At 62.6% G+C, this 13,945-nt stretch carries 13 protein-coding genes; 10 read left to right on the forward strand and 3 right to left on the reverse strand.

Annotation, left to right across the window (positions count from 1 at the left end; genetic code table 11):
• Positions 1 to 13 precede the first annotated feature (13 nt).
• From HOP59_RS12120 to HOP59_RS12155, 8 genes are all read left to right on the forward strand, one after another.
• Positions 14 to 1,288 carry a TRAP transporter large permease gene (locus HOP59_RS12120; RefSeq protein ID WP_010628744.1) on the forward strand — a complete coding sequence of 425 codons (1,275 nt, stop codon included), beginning with the start codon at positions 14 to 16 and terminating at the stop codon, positions 1,286 to 1,288.
• A gap of 27 nt (positions 1,289 to 1,315) precedes the next feature.
• The gene (locus HOP59_RS12125) at positions 1,316 to 2,575 is read left to right on the forward strand and encodes a M20 family metallo-hydrolase (protein WP_234254100.1); all 1,260 of its coding nucleotides are present in this window, start codon (positions 1,316 to 1,318) and stop codon (positions 2,573 to 2,575) included.
• A 16-nt stretch (positions 2,576 to 2,591) separates the two neighbouring features.
• The gene (locus tag HOP59_RS12130; RefSeq protein ID WP_234254101.1) at positions 2,592 to 3,059 is read left to right on the forward strand and encodes a RidA family protein; all 468 of its coding nucleotides are present in this window, start codon (positions 2,592 to 2,594) and stop codon (positions 3,057 to 3,059) included.
• A 46-nt stretch (positions 3,060 to 3,105) separates the two neighbouring features.
• Positions 3,106 to 4,509, forward strand: coding sequence for an amidase (locus HOP59_RS12135; protein WP_234254102.1), 1,404 nt, complete (start codon positions 3,106 to 3,108; stop codon positions 4,507 to 4,509).
• 272 nt (positions 4,510 to 4,781) lie between these two features.
• Positions 4,782 to 6,143 (forward strand): type II toxin-antitoxin system HipA family toxin, encoded by a 1,362-nt coding sequence (locus tag HOP59_RS12140; RefSeq protein WP_234254103.1) that lies wholly within the window; start codon positions 4,782 to 4,784, stop codon positions 6,141 to 6,143.
• A 13-nt stretch (positions 6,144 to 6,156) separates the two neighbouring features.
• Positions 6,157 to 6,459, forward strand: a complete 303-nt coding sequence (locus HOP59_RS12145; RefSeq protein WP_086508849.1) for a helix-turn-helix transcriptional regulator — start codon at positions 6,157 to 6,159, stop codon at positions 6,457 to 6,459.
• Positions 6,460 to 6,544: 85 nt separating this feature from the next.
• Positions 6,545 to 7,072, forward strand: coding sequence for a DUF1269 domain-containing protein (locus tag HOP59_RS12150; RefSeq protein ID WP_234254104.1), 528 nt, complete (start codon positions 6,545 to 6,547; stop codon positions 7,070 to 7,072).
• 98 nt (positions 7,073 to 7,170) lie between these two features.
• On the forward strand, positions 7,171 to 8,181 hold the full coding sequence (locus HOP59_RS12155; RefSeq protein ID WP_234254105.1) for a GSU2403 family nucleotidyltransferase fold protein: 1,011 nt from the start codon (positions 7,171 to 7,173) through the stop codon (positions 8,179 to 8,181).
• A gap of 24 nt (positions 8,182 to 8,205) precedes the next feature.
• On the opposite strand, the gene HOP59_RS12160 is transcribed toward HOP59_RS12155, so the two are convergent.
• Entirely contained in the window at positions 8,206 to 8,988 is a 783-nt protein-coding gene (locus HOP59_RS12160; RefSeq protein WP_010628752.1) for a glycosyltransferase family 32 protein, read from the reverse strand.
• 246 nt (positions 8,989 to 9,234) lie between these two features.
• Here HOP59_RS12160 and HOP59_RS12165 point away from each other — a divergent pair, with 246 nt between their 5' ends.
• A complete protein-coding gene (locus HOP59_RS12165) occupies positions 9,235 to 11,154 on the forward strand; it encodes an autotransporter outer membrane beta-barrel domain-containing protein (RefSeq protein WP_234254106.1) in 1,920 nt (639 codons plus the stop codon).
• 130 nt (positions 11,155 to 11,284) lie between these two features.
• Here the strand turns inward: HOP59_RS12165 and HOP59_RS12170 are convergent, their stop codons facing one another.
• Positions 11,285 to 12,196: a glycosyltransferase family 8 protein gene (locus HOP59_RS12170; RefSeq protein WP_234254107.1), complete on the reverse strand. Its 912-nt coding sequence runs from the start codon at positions 12,194 to 12,196 to the stop codon at positions 11,285 to 11,287.
• On the reverse strand, positions 12,196 to 13,197 hold the full coding sequence (locus HOP59_RS12175) for a glycosyltransferase family 9 protein (RefSeq protein ID WP_234254108.1): 1,002 nt from the start codon (positions 13,195 to 13,197) through the stop codon (positions 12,196 to 12,198). The genes HOP59_RS12170 and HOP59_RS12175 overlap by 1 nt, the downstream gene beginning before the upstream one ends.
• A 200-nt stretch (positions 13,198 to 13,397) precedes the next feature.
• On the opposite strand from HOP59_RS12175, the gene HOP59_RS12180 reads away from it, so the two are divergent.
• Entirely contained in the window at positions 13,398 to 13,934 is a 537-nt protein-coding gene (locus HOP59_RS12180; protein WP_422676405.1) for a glycosyltransferase family 25 protein, read from the forward strand.
• The last annotated feature ends 11 nt before the right edge of the window (positions 13,935 to 13,945 follow it).

Below are 13,945 nucleotides of genomic sequence, written 5' to 3' on the forward strand. Positions count from 1 at the left end.
ACTGGAGTTCCTCATGATTACGGCTCTGCTTCCCATCTTCTTCGCGGTGCTGCTGCTGGGGCTGCCCATTTTCGCTTCACTGGCCTTCGCCGTGTTCCTCGCCATCGACTTCTTCGGCAACACCAATCCGGTGATCGTGCCGATGCGCATGTTCACGGGAATGAACAATTTCTCGCTGATGGCCATCCCCTTCTTCATTCTGGCCGCAGAGCTGATGCGTATCGGCGGCCTGTCGAGTCGACTGATCGACCTGGCCAAGGCTCTGGTCGGCTGGGTACCGGGCGGTCTGGCTGCCGCCACGGTGCTTTCGTGCCTGTTGTTCGGCGCCATTTCCGGCTCCAGCCCCGCCACCGTGGTAGCCATCGGCTCGATCATGTTCCCCGCGCTGGTGGCGGCCGGCTACGACAAGCGCTTCGCCATCGGCCTGATCGCCACCGCCGGTACGCTCGGCCCCATCGTGCCGCCCAGCATCGCGTTGATTATCTACGGCTCGGTAACCGGCACCTCGGTTGGGCGCCTGTTCGCAGCAGGCCTGCTGCCGGCCATCCTGATCGCCTCGTTGCTGATCGCCTACTGCATGGTTTATTCCTCGTTCAAGGGGTACGCCCGTGCGCCCTTCCCCACACTGCGCGAGATCGCTGCCGCGGTGAAGTCCGCCGCCTGGGGGCTGGGGCTCCCGGTCATCCTGCTCGGTGGTATCTACAGCGGCATCTTCACGCCCACCGAATCCGCCGCCGTGGCCTGTATGTATGGCCTCTTCGTCGGCATGGTGGTGTATCGCACCATCGGCTGGCGCGAGCTACTCGGCACCCTGCGCAACTCCGGGCTGACCTCGGCCACGCTGCTGCTGATCACCGCGGGCGCCTCGGCCTTCTCCTGGCTATTGGCCATCACCGGCACCCCGACTCAGTTGGCCAGCCAGGTACTCTCGCTCACCGACCATCCGGTACAGGTGATGGCACTGTTCAATGTGGTCATGATCGTTGCCGGTTTCTTCCTCGACAGCGCCTCGGCCATCATCGTGCTCTCGCCGCTGCTGCAGCCCATCGCCGCTCAGGTCGGCGTCGACCCGGTGCACTTCGGCATCATCACTCTGGTCAACTTCTCGGTGGGCATGATCACCCCACCCGTGGGCCTCAACCTGTTCGTGGCCATGGCCATCTCGCGGATGTCGCTGCTCGAGGTGTTCCGTGCCTGCATCCCGCTGATCGTGATGATGTTCATCGCCCTGATCGTGCTCACCTACGTACCCTGGTTCAGCACCTGGGTGCCCTCGCTGATCTACTGACGCTCAGCGGAAAGAGGAAACCCGAACATGAGTCAAACACCTTCCCTGGGCGAGCGTCTCGATGGCGAGCGGTTCTGGGCCGACCTGCAGGCCCAGGCCGAAATCGGCGCGCTGCACCCGCGGGGGCTGCGCCGCCTGGCGCTCGACGAAAACGACAACCGCGCTCGTTTGTGGTTGATCGACCAGGGCCAGGCCTTGGGCTGTCACGCCTATCACGACGCCATGGGCAACGTCTTCCTGCGCCGCGAGGGGCAGGAGCCAGAGCTGCCGGCGCTGCTCGTCGGCAGCCATATGGACAGCCAACCCAGCGCCGGCAGCTACGACGGCACGCTGGGTGTGGTGGCCGGACTGGCGGTGCTACGTACGCTGCAAGAGCAAGGCATCGAGCATGCACGCCCCATCGAAGTGGTGGCCTGGACCAACGAAGAAGGCGCGCGCTTTGCGCCCGGAGCCTCCGGCTCCGCCTGGTTCGCCGGCCAGCGCGACGCCGACACCATACTGGAAGCCCATGACGATCAAGGCACCCGCTTCGCCGATGCTCTGGCAAGTTGCCTCACTCTGCTCGACGATCACGGGACATCCACCTTCCGTCCCGCGCCCTTCGTGCCTCATGCCTTCCTCGAACTGCATATCGAGCAGGGCCCGGTGCTGGAGAGCCTGAGCGTGCCGGTGTGCGCCGTCAGCGGCATCCAAGGGGTGAACTGGTACGAGATCGAGGTGCACGGCCAGGCCAATCACGCCGGCACCACGCCGGAAGCCGCACGCCGCGACGCCTTAATGGGCGCCCATGCACTGATCGGCGCACTGCGCGATGCCGTCGCCGGGCAGGACGAACAAGTACGCTTCACCATCGGCAAATTCAGTGTCTCGCCCGGCTCCACCAATACCATTCCACAACGAGCCGATTTCACCATCGACCTGCGCCACCCCAGCCAGGCCGTACTCGAAAGGCTGGATACCGCGTTTCATCGGCTGGCCCAACGCCAATGGTCCGGCTGCGATATCAGCCTTAGGGTCACGTCGCGAGTCGCACCGGTGAGCTTCGACCCAGCCCTGGTCGAACTCGCCGACAGCGCCGCGAAGTCGTACAGCCCAGATGCCCCGCAGCTGGTCTCCGGAGCTTTCCACGATGCCATTCACCTGGCACGGGTTTGCCCCACCGTCATGCTGTTTACGCCCTGCCGCGCCGGCATCAGCCACCACCCGGATGAACACATCGAGCGCAGCGACGCCGAAACGGCCGTACGCGCCCTCGCCGACACCGTCGAAAGACTGCTCAACCCATGACACAAGGACAACGAAAATGACGACCATCGCCCAAGCCGTCGCCGAGCGCGGCCTCACACTGCCGGCCATCCCACAGCCCCGCGGCTATTTCGTGCCCTGGTCGCGGCTCGGCAACCAACTGTTCCTGGCCGGCCAGATCTGCGAGCGCGGCGGCGAAGTGCTATACCCCGGCAAGGTCGGGGCGGAGTTCGATCTCGAAACCGGCAAGCTTGCCGCCCAGGCCTGTGCGCTGAACCTGCTCGCTTCGCTCAGCGATGCCGTGGATGGCAATATCGAGCGTGTGGTGCGCTGCGTGCGGATGAACGGCTTCGTCAACGTGGCACCAGGCTTCCATGACGTGCCGCTGGTCATCAACGGCGCCTCGGAACTGTTCGTCGACCTGTTCGGCGAAGCCAGCCGCCACGCCCGCACCGCCATTGGCGTGGCAACCCTGCCCGGCAACGCCGCGGTGGAAGTCGAAGCGATCTTCGAGATTCGCGATTGAACAGGGCCTCTTGTCCAGGAGAGACTGCTTGACCAGGAGAGACTGCATGACCACGAATTCACCGCTGCTCCAGCCCCTGCGCCAACAGGCCGCTGCCCTGCGTAACGGCACGCTGAGCGCCAGCGAGCTGGCCGAAGCCGCCTGCGCGGCCTACGCCAGCCGGGGCAAGCACGACAACGCCTACCTCACCTGGCAAGGCGAGGCCGCCCTGGCCTTCGCCCGCGCCACCGACGCCCTGATCGCCCAAGGCGGCGACACCGGCCCGCTGATGGGCATCCCGGTGTCGATCAAGGATATCTACGCCGTATCGGGCTTGCCCACCTACGCCGGCTCCTCGCGTCGCCTGCCGGCCAGCTGGGAGCGGCCGGGGCCCATCGTCAAGGCACTGCTGGCCCAGTTGCCCAGCCTGATGGGAAAGACCCACACCGTGGAGTTCGCCTTCGGCGGACTGGGCACCAACGCCCACTGGGGCGCACCGCGCAACCCCTGGGACAGCCAAGCACACCGCACGCCGGGCGGCTCCAGCTCCGGCGCTGGGGTTTCGCTGATCAGCGGCACCGCCGGTCTGGCGCTGGGTACCGACACCGCCGGCTCGGTGCGTATCCCTGCCAGCATGACCGGCGTTGTCGGCCTCAAGACCACCGCAGGCCGCTGGCCAGCGCAGCAGATCGTGCCGCTCTCCACCACACTGGATACCCCCGGCCTGCTGGCCCGTCGGGTCGACGACCTGGCCTATGCCTTCGATGCCCTGGATGCGAACCTGAGCCCGCGGCCTTCACGGGTAAGCGCCACCCCAGAGCTGGCCGACCTCACCTTCGGCGTGCCGGAAACCTTCTTCTGGGACGACTGCAGCCCCGGCATTGCCGAAGCCGTGCAACAGGCCATTCGCCAGCTCGAAGCCGCCGGTGCGCGGGTGGTCACCCTGGAGCTGCCCAACACCGACGAAGCCTACGAACTGTTCCAGAAAGGCGGCCTGGCCGCCGCCGAGCTGGCCGCCTTCCTCAAGGCCGAACTGCCTGAAATGGAAGACGCGCTCGACCCCAACGTAGCAGCCCGCGTACGCGCCGCCGACGACATGCCCGCCTGGGAGTACGTGCGGCGCCGCAGCCTGCTCGACAAGCTCTGCGCTGCCGCCGCCGAGCGCATGGGTCAGGTGGATGCCGTGCTCACCCCCACCGTGGCCATCACACCGCCCACGCTGGAAAGCCTGGCGCCGGAAGGCGCCTACCCCAAGGCCAACATGAAGGCGTTGCGCAACACCGTGATGGCCAACTTCATGGGGCTGTGCGGGCTGACCCTGCCGGTCGGCCGCGATGCCGCCGGCATGCCGGTCGGGCTGCAAGTACTGGCCGGCCCCTGGCAAGAGGCCCGCCTGCTGGCCATCGGCCAGGCCATCGAGGCCAAGCTGGGCACCGGGCTCGACATCCTGGGCGAACCGCCGGCACCCTGAAGCCCGCTCCACCCGGCCGGTACGCCTCGCGTGCCGGCCGGTGGCGCAGCATGCGCCCTTCACCTAGCGCATTTTTTTCCCTAACGGGAAAAACTCAGCTCCTCGCCCCCCAACCAGTGAGAATTTTCCCAATCGGGATAATTTCCTCGCGCATTAAAAATGTGCAATAGGTTGCTCAAATCTTACGTCATAACTCAAAAATGAGCACTTAAATACTCAAAAATAAAAATAAAGGCTACAATTGAGCATCATGTTGCCCATATGGCTCAAGCATGCAGCTGACGATCCAGATCTACCATGACCAGCGCTGGCACGATGCCGCGCTACTGGAGATACCCCACCCCGAGCGGGGCGTTGATGGCGCCGCGGCGTTGACCTACCTGCAGGAGCATGCCCTCGCCTGGCTGTTCCACGACGACGAGCATGCCTGCAGCCTCACGCTACCGGTGGAGCTCATGATGAAGCACCACGCAGAGCGTTGGTTCGGCTTTCTCGAGGACATCATGCCCGCCGGCGCCAGTCGTCGCTACTGGGTAACCCACCTGGGACTGCAAAGCGCCGCTACCGGCGAACAAGACAGCGCCCTGCTTCGCCATGGAACCATTGCCCCGGTGGGCAACCTGAGGATCAAGGAAGCCGTTCCCCAGCGTATCGCCGGCTCGCGCCTGGAAGAGCGCCGCTTCACCCTGCAAGACGTAGTGGAACGCCACGCCGACTTTCTGGAATATGCCCAGCAGATGGGCGCGGCCAGCGGCGGCGCCACCGGTGCGGGTGGCGAGGCGCCCAAGCTGCTCTTGCGCCGCACCGCTGACGACAATGTCTGGATCGACACCTGGCAGGACGACCCGCACAACCGCGACCGCGCCTACCTGGTGAAATTTCCTCGCGGCCAGCGCAGCCAGGACGACTGCGACATTGTGCGCGCCGAATATCACTACTACCGGGAACTGGCCGCTCTGGGTATCGATACCATCGATACCGACGGTATGGAGCTGATCGAGGGCGAACGCTACCCCTCGCTGTGGCTACCACGCTTCGATATCGCCATGCGCGAAGAGGGCCAGATTCGTTATGGGCTGGAGTCCATCTATGCCATCTTCGGTGCCGCACCTGGCTCTTACCTCAACCACTTTCAGGTGATTCGCGGCCTGGTCGAGCGGCTCGAACGGCAATACCGCGTCACGCATGGAAAAGGGGGCTTCGATACTGCCGCCTTCGTCAGCGAATGGGTCAAGCGCGACCTGCTCAACGTGGCCTTCGGCAATTCCGACAATCACGGACGCAATGCCGCCCTGCTCAAGCGCCCGGAAGGCATCTGGCACAGCCCCGTTTACGACTTCGCCCCCATGAAGGCCGACCCCGAAGGAGTGACCCGCACTACACGCTGGGGCTCGCCTTTTGAAGAAGGAGGCGAATTCGACTGGCCCGCCATCGCCAATGCGCTCGACGACCTGGTGCCCGCCTCTCAGCTCATGCAAGAACTTCGAGAGTTGGCCGCCAGACTCTGTGGGTTGCAACAACGGCTCGCGGGGCGCGGCGTGCCCGAGCGCATCCTCACCCTACCGGCCGTCGGCCTGAGCACGCTGGAACGGCGCCTGGAGCGCTGGGGGCTTTTACCAAGGGAAGGTCGATGAACGGGAGCACGCCATGAAAAGACGTGAGCTAAACCCCGACGAGCGCGAAGCGAAGCTGGTGGAGGTCGTACGCCAGCTGCTCGCCGAAGAGATCAACGAGGGCGATGCTCTGCGTATCCTGCGGCGGGACGTGCTAGGCCTCTCCCAAGACGCCTACGCCAAGCTGGTGGGCATCAGCCGGCGCACCCTCTCCGACCTGGAACGCAACCGCGCCAACATCACGCTGGACACCATGAACCGCGTATATCGGCCGCTGGGCCTGAAGGTGGGCCTCCTCCCCCGCCAGCCCGGCATGCTCGAGCGCGCCCTGTCGTAGCGCAAGGCACCTGGCAAGCTCCGCCGCAAGACTGCTACACCTGAAGGGTGAGGAATGACGAAACTCCCTACAAGGAAGGAGGGGCATGATGCAACGCCTGTACTTTTTGATACCCGACAAGGAAACCACCACAGAGGTGGTCAACGAGCTGAATTCGATGGGCTTGTCCAAGGATGACCTGCATGTCATGGGCAAGGACTGGCAACCGCTGGAAAAGGAGGGCGTGCCAGTCGCCACGCTGATCCAGACGACCGATGTGGTCAACGCCTCGATTCGCGGCGCCATCGTCGGGGCCGTACTCGGCCTAGTGCTGGGCTTTATCGCTCACTATGTGCTGATCGACACGAATATCATCTGGATGGCGCTTGGCATGATGCTCTTTGGCGCCCTGTTCGGCGTGTGGACCAGCACGATGGTCGGCGTTTCGGTACGCGACGTCAAAGTCGGCAAGTACGACAAGGCGATCAAGCGGGGCTCCACGCTGCTGATCATCGATGTCCCCGATGAGCAAGAAGAGACGTTTCGAGAGGCGATCAAGCGTCACCACCCCGAAGTCGTCATCGACAAGGTGACCGCCAAGGACCGAAAACAATCTGTCGGCGAGGGCCACTGACGAGCCGTTCGCCCTCTCCTATCGTTGGGGCTAGACTTTAACTAATTATTGATCATAAAATGAACAGAATTAGTTAAAGCCCATCCAGGGGGCTCTCGATGTCCTACCAACGCCTTCAATCCGAGGCATCCCGTGTAGCCGTAAACGCCATTCAGCTCTTCGAGGCACTGGAGCAGCATCGTGCTCAAGCGCGCCAGGTAAAGGGCTCGATGCACTGGAAACACATCAATGGACGAGAGTATCTTTACCGCGCCTATACAGGCGGCAAGAACCACTCTCTCGGCCCGCGCTCCCCCGAAACCGAAGCCATTCAGCAAGCGTTCGAGGCGCAAAAAACGGATTACCATGCCCGAGAACAGTCGCTCAAGGAGCAGCTTCAGCTGCATGCGGCCTATGTACGGGCCAACCGGTTGAACCGCTTCCCCCTGGCCGGCGCCAGGGCGATAAGGGCGCTTCAACGCAAGGAAATCCCTTTCAGGGTAATCGGCACCAACGCCCTGTACGCCTATGAAGCCCGCGCCGGGGTGCTGATCGAGCCCGAGCACCTGGCAACCGCCGATATCGATGTGCTCATGGATGCCCGGCAAGGCCTGAGAATCATCACTGCTCTCGCCGGGGAAACGCTGCTATCAGTGTTACGTGCCAGCGACCGGTCTTTCCAACCTCTCACCCAAGCGCCCTTCGAGTTTCGTGCTGCCAACGCCAAAGGCTACATGATCGACTTCATCACTCAAGCCGCTGATCCTATGAGGATGAGCGACTTCGAGCGCTATCTAGAAGCGGGGGACCTGAAACCGGTAGGGATCGACTCGTTAAAGTGGGCCATTGCTTCACCACGCTTCGAGGCCATCGTCTTCGATGAGAAAGGCATGCCGTTAAGGCTCTCGACCGTGGACCCGCGAGCCTTCGTGCTTCACAAGTGGCATGTCAGTCAGCAGCCCGACCGAGAGCCTCTCAAGCGCCATCGCGATGAGGCCCAGGCCCGCCTCGTCGCCACGCTGCTACGCGACGAGCTGCGCGAACTCTCGGCAACGCAGGCAGTAGAACGCGCCTTTCCGCATCTCCTCAGGCAGCAGGCCAGCAGCCGACTCGACGAGTACGACCTTTGAGCGAGCAGCAAAGCCGCCCCACCACTACCGCTTGCGCACCACGTCGACCTGGTACTGCTCCTTGGTCCACTTGCCCTGGGGCTTGTCGATGTACTGGAAGTACTCGTTGGTGAAGTTGCCCTGGTTGCAGGTGTAGCGGTAGGAAGCCGTGCGCACCTCATCGCGGGGCAGCACCTCGTTATAGACGGTGGGGCCGGTGAGGTGAAAGATGCCCTTGTCCTCATCGCTCTCGATGTTGGCGTAGATCGCGTCGATCACCAGTTGGAGGTGCGGGTTGTCGGGCTTGCTTGCAATGAAGTAGTTGCTGATGTCGCCGCGCTTGGTGGTGACAAACAGCTCCTCCATCTCCGGCTTGACGATCCGCGCCAACGGCCACACCGCATGGGCGTCGATATCCAGGTACACCCCGCCGTGCTTCTGCAGCACCAGCACCCGCCAGAAATCGGCCTGGGCAGCCCCCACCTGCAACCGCGAGAAAGCCTCGAAGATCTCGCCCGGGTAGTTCTCCTCGATGAACCTGGCCCTGGCCGCGGTAATCATGAAGCGATACTCGAAGCTCGGCGCCATCAGCCGGTTGAACAGATAGTTAAGGTAAACCGGCAGCGTGGCCTTGTCGGTGAAATTGGTCTGCCAGATGATGCGCGGCACCTTGGCCGGGCGGCCCGACTTCAACCACGGGGCGGCGCGCTCGGGAATGGTGAATCGCTTGTTGGGAAAGAGGTAATGGAAGGAATAGGCGGCCAGTTTGGTCACGTTGGCCAGCAGTTTCACGACTCTGGCGAAGGCCAGCACACCGATGTTTTTCAACCCAACTTCCCCATGCAATAAGACCCCATCTACGACACTTTCAGGGCCATACGGTTCCGGAAAGCCGCTACTCTAGCATGCCTCAGCCGTTGTCAGCGGTGAGAATTGATCGGCTTTTTCATCGCAGCTTGGTGGGCAACCCCAACTGCCTCGGCGTAACCGAGCATTAAAGTCATCCTGTTCGGCTGCCGATACCTTGAAAGTGACAGCCGTAAGGTTGCCCTCACTTCAACAAGGCCAGACTCGATGACACCAACGAACAAGATCCCCCTGCTTCGCCCCACCCTGCTTGCCACCGCTACCGCCTTGGCCACCATGACAACGATAGCCTCGGCTCAGGCGGGCAGCCTCACCGAGTTCACCCTTACGGAAGGGCACCCCAACGTCGGCACCATGTCGATCGACTGGGCAAGAATGGGCACCCGCGAGTTGCGTGACGACCCACTCGCCTTGGGCCCCAATACCTTTCGCTACGTCGGCCAGGAGCTGATCGTCAATACAGGTGGCGAATATCTGCTTGTCCAAACGGCCGCCCCGGTCGATACCGTCATGCTGATATTCAAGGGCTCCTTCGACCCCGCTCAACCTGGCAACGGCTGGCTGACGGGCAATGACGACTGGATCAACCAGTTGGACGGCTCCGATCTTTCCGGCGAACTGGCGGCTGCCGGCATCACGCTGGTCTCCTGCTCTTCGGATTCTCAACAACGCCCCCAGCGCTGCCCCGCGCTCAAGCTGTCGCTCTCGGGCGATACGAGATACACCGTGGTGATCAGTACCTACAACCCCGACATGGAGATCGGCTTTCCGCAATCGTTCTTCGTCTATGGCCCCGATTTCGTCGTGGTGGTGAAAGGTGGCAACTTCGAATCACCGGTGGAAGGCCAGCGCAGTCAGCCTGGCGGTGCCTACCTGGACCGGGTCGTCAGCGAACTTGGCCTGCGAGACCCCAACAGCCCCCTGCTCCAGGCGCTGACTGCACTCTCCACCATGGACGAAACGCAACGCGCCCAGTTCGTCGAGAGCATGAGCTCTAACGTCTCACGCGGCGGCGTTCGCGATGCCACCACGAACGCGGGCCGCACCATGATCAATACCGTGGGCAACCGCTTTGCCAGCACCGGGCTGGGCGGCCAGATGAGCGCCGGTCAGTTGGCTCCCGCCACCTTCGCCGGAATGGCTGTCGAGCGCCAGCAGCATGGCGCCGTGATGCCGGGTATGGCGCCCGACAACGCCCCTCGAAGCAGCATCTTGCAGTACGGCGACCATGACTCGGTAGAAGGCTTGCTCGGTGTGGCCTCCCAGCTTTCGCACCAGGGAAGCTCCCGTGTTGGCCACAGCAGCAATTGGGCCGAAGGCTTCGTCAGCCGTGGTAGCGGTGACAACTACGATTACCGCACCCACGGCGCCCTGTTCGGGATGGACCGGCGTTTCGACGAACACTGGCTGGGTGGGCTGTTCATCGGCATCGGCCATGGTCGGGTACAGGGCGACGATGCCGCCAATGCCCGCACCGAGATCGACAGCGTCACCACAGGCATGTACACCGCGCGTAGGCAGGGCAACGTCATTCTCGACGCCACCCTGCTTGCTGGCTTCAGCGACAACGAACACCGTCGCGAAGTGGCCGGCCTGACAACCGAGGTAGTGGAAGGCAGCAACCGGGGCGAAGAAGTGACCCTGAGCCTGGGCGCCAGCTACGTGATGGAACGAGGAGACGGGCTGGAATTGGTACCCCACGCCCGGCTGATGCACAGCTGGCTGCACCAGAGCGCTTATGAAGAGAGCGGCGATTCGGCGTTCGCCATGGCCTACGGTTCTCAGCGCCAGCAAGTGTGGCGCACCAGCCTGGGCCTGGATGCCGGACAGCTGCTCCGCCAAACCGAGCAGACCTCCATCCTGTGGACCGGCGGCCTGGCCTGGGGCATGCGCACACATTCCGGCGGCAGCACCCACGCCACGCTCAGCGCCGATACCACCGGCGACAGCTTCGTCATTTCTCCCGACAACCGCACGGTGCACTCTGCCGATATCAACAGCGGCCTGCGCTGGGAACGGGAACTGAACGGCAACGGCAGCTTAGCATTCAGCGGCAGCTACGAAGGTTCGTTCTCGAGCCGCGAAACCGAGCATGGCGCTCGCCTTACGCTAGGCTACCACTGGTAAAACATATCCATGCATAACCAGCCCTTGGCGATAAATGGCATCGCCAGGGGCTTGATGCACCAGGGCACATACCCAATTCAGCGACATAATCATGAGGGAGAGACAGATCAGTAGCCGGCTCAAAGCCGGCTCAAGGGGTCCAACTCGTCTTGCTCCTACGCTGCCTGATCTTGTGAGACTTCATCGCCAAGCGTAGCCGCTTTCGCCAAGGTAGGCTGCGCAGGAGCTCCCTCTCACATAGAGGCCACGGTGTCAGACAGGAATAATGGCGGAAAACATCCCCCAGGGGATGCTCCGATTCGGCATGCCACGGCTTTACGTTGCCCGTGTAGTGGATAATGCCCGGCTCGCGTAGCGCATCTGCCAACGCCGGCAGCAAGCAGGTCAAATGCTCAGGCCCGACATTCAAGGCGGCGTAAGTGGCAGACTGCAGATTCCACCTGGGATCCAGCTCATGCCACTGCCCGGCCAGCACGTGATTCAAGGCGTCCTGATCGGGGTAGCGCAACCGCTCGCCTTGTCGTTGCAGATACTCCCAAGCGCGACCGGCCACGTCGTGCTCGCGCCAGCGTTCCAGATCGACCACCAGCAAACCGGAATTGAAATACGCCGAGGTCTCGATGGCACTATGCTCATCGGGGTCCCCTGCTATATCCCGCACCGCCGCCACTACGTGCTCGCCAAGCGGTACTTCCCACAGCGGCGCCAGGTCGGCAAGCACCGCCATATCGCAATCCAGATAGATGACACGCGAGCACTCCTGGCCGAAATGCTCATGCATGAACAAGCGAAAAATGGACGCCAAGCCGAACCGATCGAGATGAGTAGGATCGATATCGATCTTGCCCACTTCCACCACCCGCACCTTGGCACCGTATCCCTTCGCCAACGCAGCAAAGGCGTGCTGCGTCTCTTCCGGCAATGCGGGGGTCAGCAGCGTTACCCGCACTGCCGAAGGATCAGCCATGTGCTCCAGCGCTGAAACCATCGTGGTGGCCGCATAGGGCGCGTAGCGCTCGTCGGCGCACAGAAGCAGCTCCATCAGCCCTGCCGCTCCAGGCCGGCTACCGGTGCCAGGGCAGCATCCAAAAAGCGCTGCAGCTGGATGTCGAGCGCCTCCCAGTCCAGACGGTTCACGTCATCGACCTCTCCCGGCAGCCCCATCAGGTTGATGGAAAGAGAGTTCACGCTGTGCCATGCCGCCATTTCACCGGGGCCGTAGGGAAACAGCACGAACGAAGGGATGCCCAGTCCATCGGCGATATGCACGGTGGCGGTGCTGGAAGAGAGCTGGGCCATGGCCGCCGCCAGTAAGGCCACATTGTCGTAAATGGACTGGGTATCCGGATAAAGGAAGCAGCGCTCGGGGTTCCAACCGGCAGTGATCGCCTGAACCGCCCTTTCGCAACCGGGCACCGTCAGCAGGCAGATGTCGTGGCCCGCGGCCATATGCTCGACGCGCTCGATCAACGCCAGTGTCGTTTCCACACTGAATGTCTTGGCCCCGCCCTTGCTGAAGGGGTTGATGGTCACGTAAGGGCGTGGGCGCTGCTGCAGAAAGGCGGCTACCCGCTGCTCCGAGCCGGCGTCGCGAGGTACGGTATAGTGCTTCTCTGGTGTGGCGATACCGCAGCGCTTCAACAGCTCACAGTAGCGCTCCTCCATGTGCAGCCCCCGCGTGGCCTGGCCCAGCTTGATGTCCACCAGGCCCACGGAGTCGTCCAGGCTGGCAACATGGCGCGCCTTGACGGAGCCCAGCAGGCAAATGTCGCGCGCCTTGGCCAACTCACTGAAGTGCACGAGCAAGTCCACCTCGCCGAGCGAGGCCGCCAAACGGCGGATCTTACCGCCCGAAGGGCGCTTGGGTATGACATGCACACGATCGACACCCAACTGTTCGGTGAACAGCGGCGCCATCTCGGGCGTGGCGATCACCTCGACCGACACCCCCTCACCTAGCTTGCGCAGCTCGGGCACGACCAGGGAGAAAATGATGGAATCGCCCCATTTCGCATCCCAGCGCAGAAAAACGATCCGCTTCAAGTCCGATACACGCTCAACCTCAGGTCTGCAACGATCGTAACGCCAACGAGAGAGCGCGATACGCCAGTCGTCCCGTTTCGCCCGGAAAGCATGCAAATACTTTTTCATTCCCGTTCCTGTCACAAGCCGGCTGCACCGCTGGTATAGCAAGCGGCATTCCGCTAGGCTGGCCAATTTCGAAGGATTGAGGGTAGCACACCATGTCGTCACTTCCTCCCGTTATCGTCATCTCCCTACCCGGCTCATCACGCAGAGCGCGAATCCAGGCCACCTTCGACGAGATAGGGCTGCCCTTCGAATTTCACGATGCCGTGAACGGGGCGGAATTGAACGACGAAACCCTGGCCAGCGTGGACCAAAACTATGCCGAAAAGGAATGGGGGCACGGTCTCAACAAAGGGGAGATAGGCTGCGCGATAAGCCATATCCAGCTCTACGAGCGCATGGTGGAACAGGGCCTGGAAGAAGTCATCATACTCGAGGACGACGCTCAACCCAGCGAAGGCTTCATGCAAACCCTGCGGGAAATGCTAAGCGCTTTACCCAAACGTGCGGAAATCGCTTTTCTGCATCACGGCAAGGCGAAGTCCTGGCCAATCAAGCGCAGCCTGCCCAACGGCCACAAGCTAGGCTTTGTCCGAAAAGTCTGCTCGCAGACAACGGTCTATGCACGCCAGACATACCATGGCCCTGAAGCTACTGGCCAACTTGTCGTACCGTGTGCAGACCCGGCGTAGCTCTTTCACCC

It is taken from the genome of Billgrantia aerodenitrificans (genome assembly GCF_021404405.1).
GTDB lineage: Bacteria > Pseudomonadota > Gammaproteobacteria > Pseudomonadales > Halomonadaceae > Halomonas > Halomonas aerodenitrificans.